Annotated in this window: 12 protein-coding genes; 8 read left to right on the top strand and 4 right to left on the bottom strand. The window is 40.3% G+C overall.

The window, feature by feature from the left end:
• Positions 1-5: 5 nt before the first annotated feature.
• Genes AOC35_RS05655 through AOC35_RS05635 form a run of 5 tightly spaced genes read left to right on the top strand, consistent with a single transcriptional unit; the run spans position 6 to position 3,932 of the window.
• Complete coding sequence (locus tag AOC35_RS05655; RefSeq protein ID WP_108646169.1) at positions 6-1,202, top strand: O-succinylhomoserine sulfhydrylase; 1,197 nt, start codon at positions 6-8, stop codon at positions 1,200-1,202.
• 56 nt (positions 1,203-1,258) lie between these two features.
• Entirely contained in the window at positions 1,259-1,603 is a 345-nt protein-coding gene (locus tag AOC35_RS05650) for a protein tyrosine phosphatase family protein (protein ID WP_108646168.1), read from the top strand.
• A 13-nt stretch (positions 1,604-1,616) separates the two neighbouring features.
• Positions 1,617-2,102 carry a hypothetical protein gene (locus AOC35_RS05645; protein ID WP_108646167.1) on the top strand — a complete coding sequence of 162 codons (486 nt, stop codon included), beginning with the start codon at positions 1,617-1,619 and terminating at the stop codon, positions 2,100-2,102.
• A 2-nt stretch (positions 2,103-2,104) separates the two neighbouring features.
• On the top strand, positions 2,105-3,466 hold the full coding sequence (gene radA / locus AOC35_RS05640) for a DNA repair protein RadA (protein ID WP_108646166.1): 1,362 nt from the start codon (positions 2,105-2,107) through the stop codon (positions 3,464-3,466).
• A 16-nt stretch (positions 3,467-3,482) separates the two neighbouring features.
• On the top strand, positions 3,483-3,932 hold the full coding sequence (locus AOC35_RS05635) for an acyl-CoA thioesterase (protein ID WP_108646165.1): 450 nt from the start codon (positions 3,483-3,485) through the stop codon (positions 3,930-3,932).
• A 26-nt stretch (positions 3,933-3,958) separates the two neighbouring features.
• Here the strand turns inward: AOC35_RS05635 and prmB are convergent, their stop codons facing one another.
• Genes prmB through dapD form a run of 4 tightly spaced genes read right to left on the bottom strand, consistent with a single transcriptional unit; the run spans position 3,959 to position 7,256 of the window.
• Positions 3,959-4,849, bottom strand: coding sequence for a 50S ribosomal protein L3 N(5)-glutamine methyltransferase (gene prmB, locus AOC35_RS05630; protein ID WP_108646164.1), 891 nt, complete (start codon positions 4,847-4,849; stop codon positions 3,959-3,961).
• A gap of 30 nt (positions 4,850-4,879) precedes the next feature.
• Positions 4,880-6,052, bottom strand: coding sequence for a succinyl-diaminopimelate desuccinylase (gene dapE, locus AOC35_RS05625; RefSeq protein WP_108646163.1), 1,173 nt, complete (start codon positions 6,050-6,052; stop codon positions 4,880-4,882).
• A 5-nt stretch (positions 6,053-6,057) separates the two neighbouring features.
• Positions 6,058-6,408 (bottom strand): arsenate reductase, encoded by a 351-nt coding sequence (locus AOC35_RS05620; RefSeq protein WP_211307480.1) that lies wholly within the window; start codon positions 6,406-6,408, stop codon positions 6,058-6,060.
• An 8-nt stretch (positions 6,409-6,416) separates the two neighbouring features.
• Entirely contained in the window at positions 6,417-7,256 is an 840-nt protein-coding gene (gene dapD, locus AOC35_RS05615) for a 2,3,4,5-tetrahydropyridine-2,6-dicarboxylate N-succinyltransferase (protein ID WP_108646161.1), read from the bottom strand.
• A gap of 135 nt (positions 7,257-7,391) precedes the next feature.
• On the opposite strand from dapD, the gene smc reads away from it, so the two are divergent.
• Genes smc through ligA form a run of 3 tightly spaced genes read left to right on the top strand, consistent with a single transcriptional unit; the run spans position 7,392 to position 14,212 of the window.
• Positions 7,392-10,913 carry a chromosome segregation protein SMC gene (gene smc / locus AOC35_RS05610; protein ID WP_108646160.1) on the top strand — a complete coding sequence of 1,174 codons (3,522 nt, stop codon included), beginning with the start codon at positions 7,392-7,394 and terminating at the stop codon, positions 10,911-10,913.
• Between the two features lie 19 nt (positions 10,914-10,932).
• Positions 10,933-12,132, top strand: coding sequence for a cell division protein ZipA C-terminal FtsZ-binding domain-containing protein (locus tag AOC35_RS05605; protein WP_108646159.1), 1,200 nt, complete (start codon positions 10,933-10,935; stop codon positions 12,130-12,132).
• Between the two features lie 13 nt (positions 12,133-12,145).
• Positions 12,146-14,212: an NAD-dependent DNA ligase LigA gene (gene ligA, locus AOC35_RS05600; RefSeq protein ID WP_108646158.1), complete on the top strand. Its 2,067-nt coding sequence runs from the start codon at positions 12,146-12,148 to the stop codon at positions 14,210-14,212.
• Positions 14,213-14,237: the final 25 nt, after the last annotated feature.

Below are 14,237 nucleotides of genomic sequence, written 5' to 3'. Positions count from 1 at the left end.
GTTCCATGACCACAGATTCCTTTTCTTCTAAGCCTCTCCATCCTGAGACATTAGCTGTTCGCTCAGGTACATTAAGATCTAATTTTAATGAGCATTCAGAGGCAATATTTCTGACATCGAGTTTTGTCTATGCAAACTCTGCGGAGGCTGCAGAAAAATTTGCTAACGCTGAAACAGGCTTTATTTACTCTAGATTTACTAATCCAACCGTTTCGATGTTTCAGGATCGTCTAGCTGCCTTAGAAGAAGCGGAAGCTTGTATTGCAACCTCTTCTGGGATGTCAGCTATTTTTGCTATTACGGCTGCACATCTCAAGACGGGTGATCATATTGTTTGTTCCAGAGCCGTCTTCGGATCAACGATCCAACAATTTAGTAATATTTTCTCTCGGTTTGGTATCGAAACGAGTTATGTGGATTTAGTTGATTTACAGGCATTTGAAAATGCAATGCGTCCGAATACCAAGATGGTATTTATTGAGAGTCCCTCGAATCCATTGACTGAAATTGCTGACATATCTGGTATTTCTAAGATTGCTAAAAAGCATGATGCATTATTTGTAGTTGATAACTGTTTTTGCTCACCAGTATTACAAAAACCTTTAAAACTCGGAGCAGATGTTGTAACCCATTCCGCTACAAAGTTTTTAGATGGTCAAGGGCGTGTTCTTGGTGGGGCGATTTTAGGATCAAAAGAATTTATTTCTAAAGTATTTACCCTCAATCGTAGCGCTGGATTTACGATGTCAGCCTTTAATGCTTGGGTTTTACTAAAAGGCCTTGAAACTCTAAGCTTGCGCGTTGAGAAGCAAAGTCAAAACGCTTTGGAGCTCGCTAAATGGCTAGAAAGTCAGCCTGCTGTTGAGCGTGTTTTGCATCCTGGACTTGAGTCGCACCCACAACATGCACTTGCCATGAAACAGCAAAAGATGGGCGGGGCAGTGATTTCATTTATTGTCAAAGGTGGACGACAAAATGCTTGGACAGTGATTGATCAAACGAAAATCTGCTCGATTACGGCAAATTTAGGAGATACCAGAACGACGATTACCCATCCTGCTACAACCACCCACGGTAGAATGCCGCCACTTGATCGTGAAAAGGCTGGTATTGTTGAAGGTTTGGTGCGTTTGTCTGTTGGACTTGAACATGTTGATGATTTAATCAACGACTTGGCTCAAGGTCTATCTCAGATTCAGTAATTGTTTGACAGTATTAATCCAATAACTTAAAACCCACTTTATACAAAGGAAATCACATGTCAGTATCAATCATTTCACACAATAGTCAATTTGGAACTGCTGGTCAGATTTTTGCTGAAGATATTCCAGAAATTGCTGCTGCAGGCTATAAAACTGTGATCGATAACAGACCTGATTTTGAAGGAGGGACTGACCAACCTCTGCATACCGATATTGAACAAGTAGTTAAAGCCGCTGGTTTATCTTTTGCCTATCTTCCAGTCATTAGCGGTCAAATTACTCAAGCTCAGGTACAGCAAATGTCAGAACTTTTGGATGCTTTACCAAAACCTATTTTGGCTTTTTGTAGAAGTGGTGCCAGATCAACGCATCTTTATCAATTAGCCTTGCAACTCGGCTAAAGGACCAGAATCAGTGCTTAAACTTTGGCCTATTGGCTTTTTGATATGTTGTAGTTTTATAAGATTTGCAACGGCCAATCCCACTCTGGAAAATGAGCTTTTAAAGTTAGATCAAATTCAAGAACAGTTAGACTTAAAAAGAGATTGGGTAAAATTTCGCTTTGATTCGGATGTGCAAGCGTGTAAAGATTTATTTTTTACGACCAATTGCACGACCAAAGCAAAAAAACAATTACAACGAGAAGAAAAAGATCTTTTTGAGCAGGAAAATTTACTACATACTCGTCAAAGAGAGGTAAAGAAAGCGATTAAAGACGAAGAAGATCAGCAAAGAATAGCCGAAAGAGCTGATCCTAAGCAAGTGCAAATCAGAGCCAACAACCGTGCCAGTTTTGAGGAAAAGCAACGTGAAAAAGCACTGCGAGAGGCGGAAGTTGTGGAGCGTCGAAATGATGCGGCTAAACGTGCTCAAGAAAACCGCAACACTTCTCCTTTTTGATCATGGCTAAAAATAAAACACAATATGTTTGTAATGCCTGTGGAGCGGACTTTCCTAAGTGGCAAGGGCAATGCCCTGCATGTAATGAGTGGAACTCTCTAGAAGAAACTATCGAGCAAAAGACACAGCATCGCTATGCCAGTATTGCTAAAACTACCCCTAACCAAAAGCTCTCAGAAATTGCGCTTGAGGACTTTGGGAGAATCTCAACTGGGATTTCGGAGTTTGACCGGGTTTTGGGCGGTGGTCTTGTTGATGCTGGAGTGGTACTCATTGGCGGGGATCCAGGGATTGGAAAATCCACTTTGTTATTACAAACGCTAGCAAATCTAAGTCTTGAATCCATCCCAGTAATGTATGTAAGTGGAGAGGAGTCTGCTGCTCAAATTGCACTGAGAGCAAAAAGGATCGATAGTGACGCGCCTGATTTAGTCGTATATCCTGAGATTCAGTTGGATAAAATATTACACTCTCTGGAATCAGCTAGACCTAAGGTCGCTGTCATTGACTCGATTCAAACTGTTTATTCTGATCAACTAACTTCTGCCCCAGGTTCTGTAGCGCAAGTTCGTGAATGTGCCGCGCAACTAACTCGCTTAGCTAAATCGACTGGTATTTCCTTAATCCTAGTCGGTCATGTGACTAAAGAAGGAAATATTGCTGGACCACGTGTATTGGAACATATTGTCGATACTGTTTTGTACTTTGAAGGGGATACGCAGTCTTCTTTTAGACTAGTAAGAGCCATTAAAAATCGTTTTGGAGCCGTTAATGAGTTAGGCGTTTTTGCGATGACAGAAAAAGGCTTAAAGGGCGTTAATAATCCATCGGCACTTTTCCTATCCCAAAGTAGTGACTCGGTTCCTGGTGCTTGTGTGCTCGTTACGCAAGAGGGGAGTCGGCCAATTTTAGTAGAAATTCAAGCTTTAGTGGACAGTTCTCATATTCCTAACCCTAGACGACTAGCGGTTGGTCTTGAACAAAATCGTTTGGCCATGTTACTAGCTGTGATGAATCGTCACGCCGGTATTTCATGCTTTGATCAAGATGTATTTTTAAATGCGGTGGGGGGTGTGAAAATTTCGGAACCTGCAGCAGACTTAGCAGTATTACTTGCTATTCAATCCTCTCTAAAAAACAAAGCACTTCCTAAAGATTTAGTCGTCTTTGGTGAAGTTGGTCTTGCTGGTGAGATTAGAGCTTGTCCAAGGGGGCAAGAACGCCTGCGAGAAGCAGCTAAGTTAGGCTTCAAAAAAGCGATTATTCCCAAGGCTAATATGCCTAAAGGAGTTCAGTTTGATTCAATGGAAATTCATGCTGTTGAAAGAATTGAAGTCGCTTTACAGTTAGTTCGTGATTTTTAGTATTTAGAATCTTTCAATGCCTAAAGTTCCTCACCTCACTCGCGATGACTTTCCGAAAATTGTCAGAATCTCTACCCGTTGGTCGGATAACGATGTTTATCAGCACGTGAATAATGTTGTCTATTTTTCTTTTTTTGACACAGCCGTTAATTTAAACTTGGTAGAACAAGGTTTCATTGATTTTCAAGAGAGTAAAGTTGTTGGTCTTGTAGTTGATAACCATTGTCAATTTTTTTCCTCAATCACTTTTCCTGATGAGGTTTTTGTGGGAATTGCCGTTGAAAAAATAGGTAATTCAAGCGTTGTTTATCGTTTAGGTATTTTTAAAAATGATGACCCAGCGCTATGTGCCTTAGGTCGATTTACCCATGTTTATGTGAATCGAAATGATCAAAAACCGACTCCAATTCCACCTGAAATTCGTACGATGTTAACAAATCTAATTCGACAATTTGATATCAGTTAGATTGACACTTAAAAAGATTCGAATTTTTACTGAGGAAGGTTCTCTTCTAAGATAAGTAAAACTTGACGATTAGAACTTGAAACCTCAAGCCACTGGACTTCTAATTCTGGAAAAGCATTAATAAAGTTATCGTATTCGTTTCCAATTTCGATGACTAGAGCCCCTCTTTCATTCAAATAGTTTTTCGCATCTTGAATAATTTTACGAATGAGTGTCATCCCATCTTCACCACCATCTAATGCCAACCAGGGCTCTTTTAAATACTCTGCAGGTAATTTTTGCATCGTCGTTTGATTGACATAAGGGGGATTACAAATAATTAAATCAAATCGATTCTCTTCATTTGGTTCAGGTAAATCAATCCATAAATCACTATGGATAATTTCAATTACTTCTGATAATTCGTAGCTAAGAATATTTTTTTGGGCAAGGGCGAGGGCATTTAAATCGATATCACTGGCACAAACTTGGATATCTGGATAGTTCAATGAAAGGAGAATGGCTAAAGAGCCATTACCAGTGCATAAATCTAAGGCTTTCCCATCCGGTGGTAAGAAATCATCCAGATCACCTTGAGTAATCAATTCTGCAATAAAAGATCTGGGAATAATACTACGCTCATCACATTCAAAACAGTGACCCATCAACCAAGCTTCTTTTAGAAGATAAGCAAGGGGAGTTCTGGTTTTAATTCTTTCCTCGACAATTTTCAATGCTTTTGCAAAAGCCACTGCATCATAAGGTTCATCCAAATGATCGAGAGCTTGCACTGGTGAAATGCCAACACAATGAGCAATCAGCCACAAGGCTTCGCTAGGTGCCTCGGGTGCACCATGACCAAAATAGACATTTGAGCCATTTAAAATTTCAGTAATTTGATCAATGGCTTGATCAAAACTTTGCGGGTCTTCTTCCAAGGATATACAGTTGTCTCTAATAAAGATTGCTTATTGAATCATTAATTTTTTTAATACGGTAAAGTAAATATCTTTAAGAGATTCTATATCATCTACTTTGATATTTTCGTTTACTTGGTGAATTGTGGCATTGATGGGGCCAAATTCAACCACTTGCGGACAAATTTTTGCAATAAAGCGACCATCACTCGTTCCGCCTGTTGTAGACAACTCTGCATCTACACCGGTTGTCTCTTTAATTGCAGATTGTAAAACATCACACAATTCTCCCCGCGGGGTCAAGAAGGGCTCGCCCCCTTGGTTCCAAGATATTTCATATTCCAACTGATGTTTATTGAGAATATCTTCTACTTGTTTAGCCAAGCTAGATGCGGTACTTACTGAAGCAAATCGGAAGTTAAAGTCAATCACAGCCTCACCAGGAATTACATTCGTTGCGCCAGTACCTGCATGAAAATTGGAGGTTTGCCAAGTTGTTGGTGGGAAATATTCATTACCCTTATCCCATTGAATTTGTGCTAATTCAGCTAATACGGGAGCAACTTGATGGATTGGATTACGCCCTAAATGAGGGTAGGCTACATGACCTTGAATTCCCTTAACACTTAATTTAGCTGATAGCGAGCCACGTCTACCATTTTTGATGGTATCTCCAAAAACTTTACTACTCGTTGGTTCACCAACGATACAGTAATCCAGTTTCACTTGTCTCTCTTTTAATTTATTAACCACAACAACGGTGCCATCTGTATTTTTAGGACCTTCTTCATCACTGGTCAATAAAAACGCAATCGAACCTGCATGCATAGGATATTGTTGGACAAACTCTTCCGTTGCCACAACGAACGCTGCTAAAGAGCTTTTCATATCAGCTGCTCCGCGACCGTACAAAATGCCGTCTTTAATCACTGGCACAAAGGGGTTAGTATTCCATTTATCCATGGGGCCAGGCGGTACTACATCGGTATGTCCGGCAAAGACCAGACACTTAGCTTGAGCTCCGTCAGTGCCTCTGCGAATAGCCCATAAGTTGGTAACTAAAAAATCGTCTGGACCGCTCATGATTGTCTCGCAACTAAAATTGAGTTGTTTTAAGCGACTCGCAATTAACTGTTGAATCCCACCATCCATTGGTGTTACAGAGGGATGGGCAATCAGACCTTGTGCTAATTGTTGGGTAGTTGTTAATTGATTTTCAGGCATAAGCTTTATTTAAAAAAGTTGGCGTATTTGACTTCATCAAATCCCAACATCATTTCATCTCCAGATTGTAGTACCGGACGTTTAATCACAGATGGTTTGGAAACCATTAAGGCGATTGCCCCATCCTGCGTTTGCGCTAATAGTTGCTGTTCTTCAGATAGGGAACGCCAAGTGGTGCCCTTGCGATTGATTAACTGGTCAAGTTCAACTTTTGCCAACCAACCTAGCACTTGAGGCTCGGTTGGTATTTGTTTTTTGAAATCAATAAATTCATAGGAAATGTCATTGCTTGTCAGCCAATCTCGTGCTTTTTTGACAGTATTGCAATTGGGGATTCCAAAAATTTTGATCGACATGGAACTCATTAATCTCTTAATAAATCGTTAATCGCTGTTTTAGCACGAGTTTGAGCGTCAACTTTTTTAACGATAATTGCGGCGTACAAGCTATATTTGCCATCTTTCGAGGGAATTGAACCGGGAACCACAACAGAGCCGGCAGGTACTCTGCCATAATGCACTTCGCCAGTTTCTCTGTCATAAATTTTGGTGCTTTGACCAATATAAACACCCATCGATAAAACGCTATTTTCTTCAATAATGACGCCTTCCACAACTTCGGAACGGGCACCAATAAAGCAGTTGTCTTCAATAATGACTGGCCCAGCCTGAACAGGTTCTAAAACACCACCAATCCCAACGCCACCTGACAGGTGAACGTTTTTACCGATTTGAGCGCAAGATCCAACAGTTGCCCATGTATCAACCATCGAATTTTCATCTACATAAGCACCGATGTTGACGTAGGATGGCATTAATACAACGCTTTTACCGATAAACGATCCACGTCTAGCAATGGCTGGTGGAACAACTCTAAATCCGCCTGCGGCAAAATCTGCGGCCGTGTAATCTGCAAATTTACTAGGTACCTTGTCATAAAACTGCGTAAAACCTCCTGCAGGCATCACTTCGTTATCTTGTAATTTGAATGACAGCAGAACTGCTTTTTTAACCCATTGATTCACTGTCCAGTTACCCACACTGACCCTAGTGGCAACTCTTAAACTACCGTTATTTAAGCCATCGATAACGCTTGCGACAGCATTTTTTAATTCTGCAGTAACGTTTTGTTGATTGATATTGGCACGATCGTCCCAAGCAAGATTGATGAGGTTTTCTAATGGCTGGTTATTTGTGTTTGTCATAGTTAATTGAATGTTGTAATTTCAGTAGGAAAATAAGCACTATTTTATATCGTGAAGACTTTTTATTGATAAAAGTCAGAGAAAATTGCTTACTCTTGATATTATCTTAATTTATTTGACTGAAAATGAATTGCTGTGAGACTTAGATCAATCAAACTTGCTGGTTTTAAATCTTTTGTAGATCCTACTAACTTTGACCTGCCTGGCCAATTAATTGGCGTTGTCGGTCCGAATGGTTGCGGGAAGTCGAATATTATCGACGCAGTCCGTTGGGTATTGGGCGAGTCAAGGGCTAGTGAATTGCGTGGAGAGTCCATGCAAGACGTTATTTTCAATGGCTCCGGTCTCAGAAAGCCCTCAGGCAGAGCCAGCGTTGAACTCGTTTTTGATAATACTGACGGTAAGGCACAAGGCCAATGGGCAGCCTTTGGCGAAATTTCTGTGAAACGTGTTTTGACTCGAGATGGCACTTCTAACTATTTGATTAATCAACAAAATGTTAGAAGAAAAGACATTCAAGATATGTTTCTTGGAACGGGCTTAGGTCCGCGTGCCTATGCCATTATTGGCCAAGGCATGATTTCTAGAATTATTGAGGCTAAGCCCGAAGAATTAAGAATCTTTCTCGAAGAAGCCGCAGGCGTGTCTAAATATAAAGAACGTCGCCGAGAAACGGAATCTCGTATTGAAAGCACTCAAGAAAATCTTACGCGTGTCAGGGATGTCTTGCGGGAATTGGACAGTCAGTTAGTAAAACTTGAATCACAAGCTGAGGTTGCTGAGAAGTTCCAAACTTATCAAAAAAACATGACAGAAAAGCAACATTTGTTATGGTTAATGAGAAAAATAGAAGGCGAGCAAGAACAAAACACCCAAGCAATGGTGATTCGTGAACAACAATTAGCTTTCGAAGAACTCACGGCAAAGTTAAGATCCGTTGAATCGGAACTAGAGTCCAAGCGTAGTCTTCAGTTCGATTTACAAAATGAAGTCAATGATGCCCAAGGTAAGCTGTATGAAGTCAACGCACTTATTTCTCAAATAGAGTCAGAAATACGTTTTAATGACAACTCAAAACAGCGGCTTACTGAACAATTAGCCGATTTAGCCAATCAACAAACCCGCTGGGATACTCAACTTCAACTTGCTCAAGAGCAAATTGGTCTAATTTTGGAAGAAATAGAAGAAGCTCTTGAAAAAGAAGCAACTTATCAGGAGTTATTAGCCCAGCACTTATCAGAAATGTCTTTGATTGAGGAACAGTGGAATACTTCTAAGGGCAAGGTTGAATCAACCCGCCAAGCGATTAATCATCAAGAAAAAGAAATCGCTCGATTAAGTGCTGTATCGCAAGGAATATCTAATCAAACGCAACAAACACAACAACGCATTGCCCGTCTAAAAATTGATTTAGATCAGTTAATTAAACCGGATGAAGAAGCACTTGGAATGGCGATTGATCGTAATGAAAATGCCATTAAAAAAAGAGATGAAGCCCAATTAAAGCAACAGCAAGCAGAGGCAAATATTCCTCAAGCTGAAGAAGCTAGCGCAAAGGCCCAGGAAGTTTTATTAAAAGCAAATGCGGCGATTAGTCAGACACAAGCAAAATTAAACGCTTTAAAAAATATCCAGGCGCAAATTCAAGCGCAAGGAAAATTAAAACCTTGGTTGGATAAAAATAATTTAGCGAATCTACCGAGACTATGGCAAAAAATTCAAGTAGAAACAGGGTGGGAGCCTGCTATTGAGGCTATTTTGCATGAGCGATTGGGCGCGATTGAGTCATCCCAGCTTGAGGCCGTCCTTACTTTTGTGGATCAAAAACCACCTGGACGGGTCGCCTGGTTTGAGCACAACACCCAAAATGAATCAATCAAATCACCACAACTTAGTCAGTTCACACCATTTGCTAGTCGCGTCAAAGTCAAAGATTTAGGACTGACTCAGGTTTTAAACGAGTGGTTAAATAACATCTATGTGATGGATACAGTCAGTGAAGCATTGTCAAAACGTAAAGAGCTCCCCAACGGCGGAATTTTTGTTACCAAGTCAGGGCACATTGTTTCTCGGGTTGGCGTTCAGGTCTATGCTGAAGATAATGAACAAGCTGGCTTGATTGCAAGAGCGAAAGAAATTGAAGATTTAGAAAAACAACTTAAATCTGACCTCATGATGCTCGAAGAAGCACAGCTGGAAAATAGTTCTGCGAAATCGAACTATCAAGCCGCCTATGCTCAGGCTCAAGAGGATCGTTTGTATGCCCAGCAAGCGGTGAAGGATGCTCATCGATTTGAGGTTGAAACGATGCAGTTACGTCAGGCTGAGATTGATTACTTTTCAAAAGCTGAACAGTTAAACATTAGCTTACAAGAAGCTCAAAATACATTAGAAGAACATGCCGGTTCTTTATTAGAGAATGCTGCGTTGTCTGAGGAAATTACTGCTCAACTAGACGAATTAGCTAGCACTTATGAAATTTTGCAAAACGAAAATCAGGCCCTGATTGCGAGTCGCGAAATGGGTATGCAAAAGCGTCAAGATATGATGACCTCAGTGCAGGAAGCAAGTTTCACGTTGCGTTCATTAAAGCAACGCCAAGTTGACCTTACCAAAGATATTCAAACTGCTCAAGAACAACTTGAAATTGTGCAACAAAAGACCTTGCAAAATCAGTTGGAATTAGAACAAGTGAGTAGTATCCAAAACCAGGATCGACTACAAGATTTATTGGAACAACGCTCTGAATCGGAAGAAAGTCTTACCCAAGCAAGGACTATTTTTGATGGTTTAATGTTCGACATTAAAGCCTTTGATGAAAATAGATTGACCACTGAAAGAGATATTAATCCCATCCGCGAACGGATTACTGCTGCACAGTTAAAAGAACAAGCAGCTAGATTGACGGTTGAGCAATTTGCGGCTTTATTGGAAGAGGCGCAAGCCAATATTGATGCGATTTCTCAACTCATGAATGAGGGGGTCAAGGTCAATCAATTGCAATCCCAAGTCAATGATATTCAGCGTAGCATTCAGTCTTTAGGTCCTGTGAATATGGCCGCTTTGGATGAGTTAAAGTCATCTAGAGAGAGAAAAGGATTTTTAGATGCACAGTCTGCGGATTTAAATGAGGCAATTCAGACTTTAACGGATGCGATTTTAAAAATTGATGGTGAAACGCGTGAACTCTTACAAGGTACTTTTGATGAGGTGAATAAACATTTTGCGCTTTTATTCCCCGCCTTATTCGGAGGTGGTAACGCGAAACTTGTCATGACTGGTGATGAAATACTAGACTCTGGTGTGCAGGTAATGGCTCAACCCCCTGGTAAGAAAAACTCTACCATTCATTTATTGTCCGGTGGTGAAAAGGCACTAACAGCGATTGCTTTAATTTTCTCAATGTTTCAGCTCAATCCAGCTCCGTTTTGTTTGTTAGATGAGGTGGATGCGCCATTGGATGATGCCAATACTGCCAGGTATGCTGATATTGTTGCCAAAATGTCAAAAAATACGCAATTTTTATTTATTTCACACAATAAGATTACGATGGAAATAGCCAACCAATTAATCGGTGTTACCATGCAAGAGCAGGGGGTTTCAAGGGTTGTGGCGGTTGATCTACAATCCGCAACGAACTTGCTACAAATTGCTTAATTTTAGAATGATGTAACCAGTGAACACTTTCATTTTTACTGATCAAATTGATTTACAACTTGCCCTAGTATTTATTGGGGTAATCATTATCATTTCGATTATTATTTATAACTTGGTACGTGCTCAAAAATCCAAGTTAAAAAAAGAAGCCCAAGCTTCTATTCAAAGCGCCTACAGCTCCGAAGGGATCAGTAATGACTCCCCACGAAATTCATCTTTTTCCGAAGATAGTCTTACTGATAGAAATATAGATACGCAACGTAAAGAACCATCATTAGGTATCTTGCCAGGGTCTTCAACGACTACTTCAGTTAGTTCTGAGTTAAATTCGCAAACTGAATCTGACTCGAATGGAAGTCCATTGCAAATTTTTAAAGCAAGCAGTTATGTGTCAAGAATTGACCCTAACATTGATTGTGTAGTCGCTTTTCGATTTTCTTTACCTATCAGCGGAGCCGAAGTCATTGAATGTGTTCAAAAGCTTTCAAAGGATCATTTACGAGTCGTGTTTGAGGGGCTGAACGAAGGGTCTGCAATGACTGGTTCGGTCAATTCTTCCTGGGAGTTATTGCAGTTCAACAACACCTATCAAGAATTACAGGCAGGTCTTCAGCTTGCTAACCGGCGGGGACCGATTGGGAACGAACAGTTAGCAGAGTTTTTTGGCCTCGTCCAACATCTTTCACAAGAGCTTGAAGCAGAAATTGATATTCCGCCATTAACCGATGTTTTGAATGATGCGACAGATTTAGATCAGTTTGCGATTCAATGTGATATCCAATTAGGTTTTAACTTAACTTCGAATATGTTGAGCTGGCAATGTTCAGAGATTCAGAGCAAACTGTTGAGCCACGGTTTTAACCTATCACGAGAAGGGTCTTCATTTAACTACATGTTAGATGATGTCTTATTATTTAAAGCTCAGGTAGGTACTTTAAACTTTTTAAGAGATGACCTTCAAACAATGCGAATCGATCAAATTTACTTTAGTTTTGATGTGCCCCTCATTCCAATAGAATTAAATCCTTTTATTAAAATGCTCGAGGTAGGACAACTACTAGCTAAAGAACTAGAAGGCCGACTGCTAGATGATAATGGCCAAGCTTTAAGTATTTTATTGACGCAGAATATTGAAAACCAACTTGAACCCATTTACCAATTAATGAAGGAACGTCAAATAGAGCCTGGTAGTGCGACTGCCTTAAGACTTTTTAACTAAGTTTGATACTTTCATGTCAGATTTAATCAAAGCTAGGTATACGAGGTTAAAAGAAGAGATTGCAAAGCATGATCAAGCCTATTATTTGAATGATGCTCCGCAAATTCCTGATGCTGATTATGATCAGTTATTTCGGGAATTACTTGAAATTGAAAAAGAATATCCAACTTGGATTTCAAACGACTCCCCGTCACAAAAAGTAAGTGGATATGCCAATGCTGTTTTTTCCCCAGTAGTTCACGGCACTCCCATGCTTTCCCTCAATAATGCCTTGACTGAAGAAGAAGCAATTGCTTTTGATAAACGCTGTCATGAAGGCTTATTGAGCCAATCATTCGAATATTCTTGCGAATTAAAATTTGATGGGTTGGCAATTTCTATTCTGTATGAATATGGCAGATTAGTAAGAGCCGCAACGCGAGGTGATGGTAGTACTGGTGAAAACGTGACTGACAACATCAAGACCATTGCATCTATTCCTAAACAATTACTGGGGTCAGATATCCCAGACAGAATCGAAGTGCGCGGGGAAGTATTCATGCGCCATTCTGATTTTTATGAATTGAATCAACTTCAAAGGGAACTTGGTGCAAAAGAATTTGCTAATCCAAGAAATGCTGCAGCTGGAAGCTTAAGGCAGTTAGATCCTCTAATTACCGCTAGTCGCAAGTTATCCTTTTTTGCTTATGGCATTGGTGAGTTAAGTCCTGTAACTTGGCTACCAATATCCCATAGCCAATTAATGGCTAGCTATCAAAAGATGGGGATTCCCGTTTGCGATGAACACTGTATCGCTAACGACGTATCTGAATTAATGGCATTTTTTAAGCAGATCGGTGATAAAAGATTATCCCTACCTTATGACATTGATGGGGTGGTTTATAAAGTGAATAACTACGCCTTTCAAAATCAACTAGGCTATGTTTCTAGAGCGCCACGATTTGCGATTGCGCATAAATTTCCACCCCAAGAAGCTTTTACCACCGTACTAGCAATTGAAGTGCAAGTCGGTAGAACGGGAGCGATTACGCCTGTAGCAAGGCTTGATCCAGTCTTGGTAGGTGGGGTTACGGTCACGAATGCGACCTTGCATAATCAAGATGAAATTTCACGAAAAGATATTCGAGTTGGTGACCACGTGATTGTTCGCAGAGCAGGTGATGTGATTCCAGAAATCGTCAGCGTTGATTTACAGCAACGCCCTCAAAACACTCAACCTTATCACTTTCCATTAACCTGCCCAATTTGTCATTCACATATTGAAAAACTTGCTGGAGAAGCCATCGCAAGATGCTCAGGAGGATTATTTTGTCCTGCCCAAAGAAAGCAAGCAATCATTCATTTTGCGCATCGTCGAGCGATGAATATTGATGGTTTAGGTGAGAAAATTGTAGATAAACTCGTGGCAGAAAAGATCATCTCTAACCCTGCTGATTTATATAAGTTGCAACATAGTCTGAATAAATTAGTCCAACTTTTTTACGTCAATGCAAATGATTCTAGTAAGCAAAAAAAAGGCCAAGATTTAGCTGAAGGAAAACAAATTCAAAATTTATTGAGTGCAATTGACGGATCAAAATCTGCCTCATTAGCCAGGTTTATTTTCGCTTTAGGAATTCGCCATGTGGGCGAAACTACTGCCAAAGATTTAGCAAAATCCTATAGAAAAATTGAAGCGCTAATGGATGCTTCATTGGAGGACCTATTAAAGGTTAGAGATGTCGGACCTGTTGTAGCACAATCTATTGTTAGCTTCATGTCAGAAAGTCATAACCGTGAGGTGATTGAACAGCTTTTAGCAAGTGGCGTTAATCCAGTAGAAGTGTCTGAGCTAGTCCTTGAATCGCCTTTTCAGGATAAGACCGTTGTGATTACTGGAACTTTGCCAACGATGTCCAGAGACGAGGCAAAACTCTTGTTAGAAAAACATGGTGCCAAGGTTTCAAGTGCCGTTTCTTCAAAGACCAGTTATTTGCTTGCGGGAGCAGATGCCGGGAGTAAACTGGAGAAGGCAATAGCTCTCAACATCACTGTGATTGACGAGGCAATGATGATGAGCATGATAGACCAAGCGCAGTAGGAACCTTCGTTTTGCTTATTGTAGG

The sequence above is a fragment of the Polynucleobacter rarus genome (assembly GCF_003072505.1).
Classification (GTDB): Bacteria; Pseudomonadota; Gammaproteobacteria; order Burkholderiales; family Burkholderiaceae; genus Polynucleobacter; species Polynucleobacter rarus.
The sequence above is the reverse complement of the archived record's forward strand: the minus strand, read 5'-3'. Positions and strand labels throughout refer to the sequence as shown.

Coding starts and splice junctions, on each gene's coding strand:
- AOC35_RS05635 (WP_108646165.1), top strand. CDS start 3,483: ATGCCTAAAGTTCCTCACCTCACTCGCGATGACTTTCCGAAAATTGTC.
- AOC35_RS05620 (WP_211307480.1), bottom strand. CDS start 6,408: ATGTCGATCAAAATTTTTGGAATCCCCAATTGCAATACTGTCAAAAAA.
- dapD (WP_108646161.1), bottom strand. CDS start 7,256: ATGACAAACACAAATAACCAGCCATTAGAAAACCTCATCAATCTTGCT.
- AOC35_RS05655 (WP_108646169.1), top strand. CDS start 6: ATGACCACAGATTCCTTTTCTTCTAAGCCTCTCCATCCTGAGACATTA.
- AOC35_RS05650 (WP_108646168.1), top strand. CDS start 1,259: ATGTCAGTATCAATCATTTCACACAATAGTCAATTTGGAACTGCTGGT.
- radA (WP_108646166.1), top strand. CDS start 2,105: ATGGCTAAAAATAAAACACAATATGTTTGTAATGCCTGTGGAGCGGAC.
- dapE (WP_108646163.1), bottom strand. CDS start 6,052: ATGCCTGAAAATCAATTAACAACTACCCAACAATTAGCACAAGGTCTG.
- ligA (WP_108646158.1), top strand. CDS start 12,146: ATGTCAGATTTAATCAAAGCTAGGTATACGAGGTTAAAAGAAGAGATT.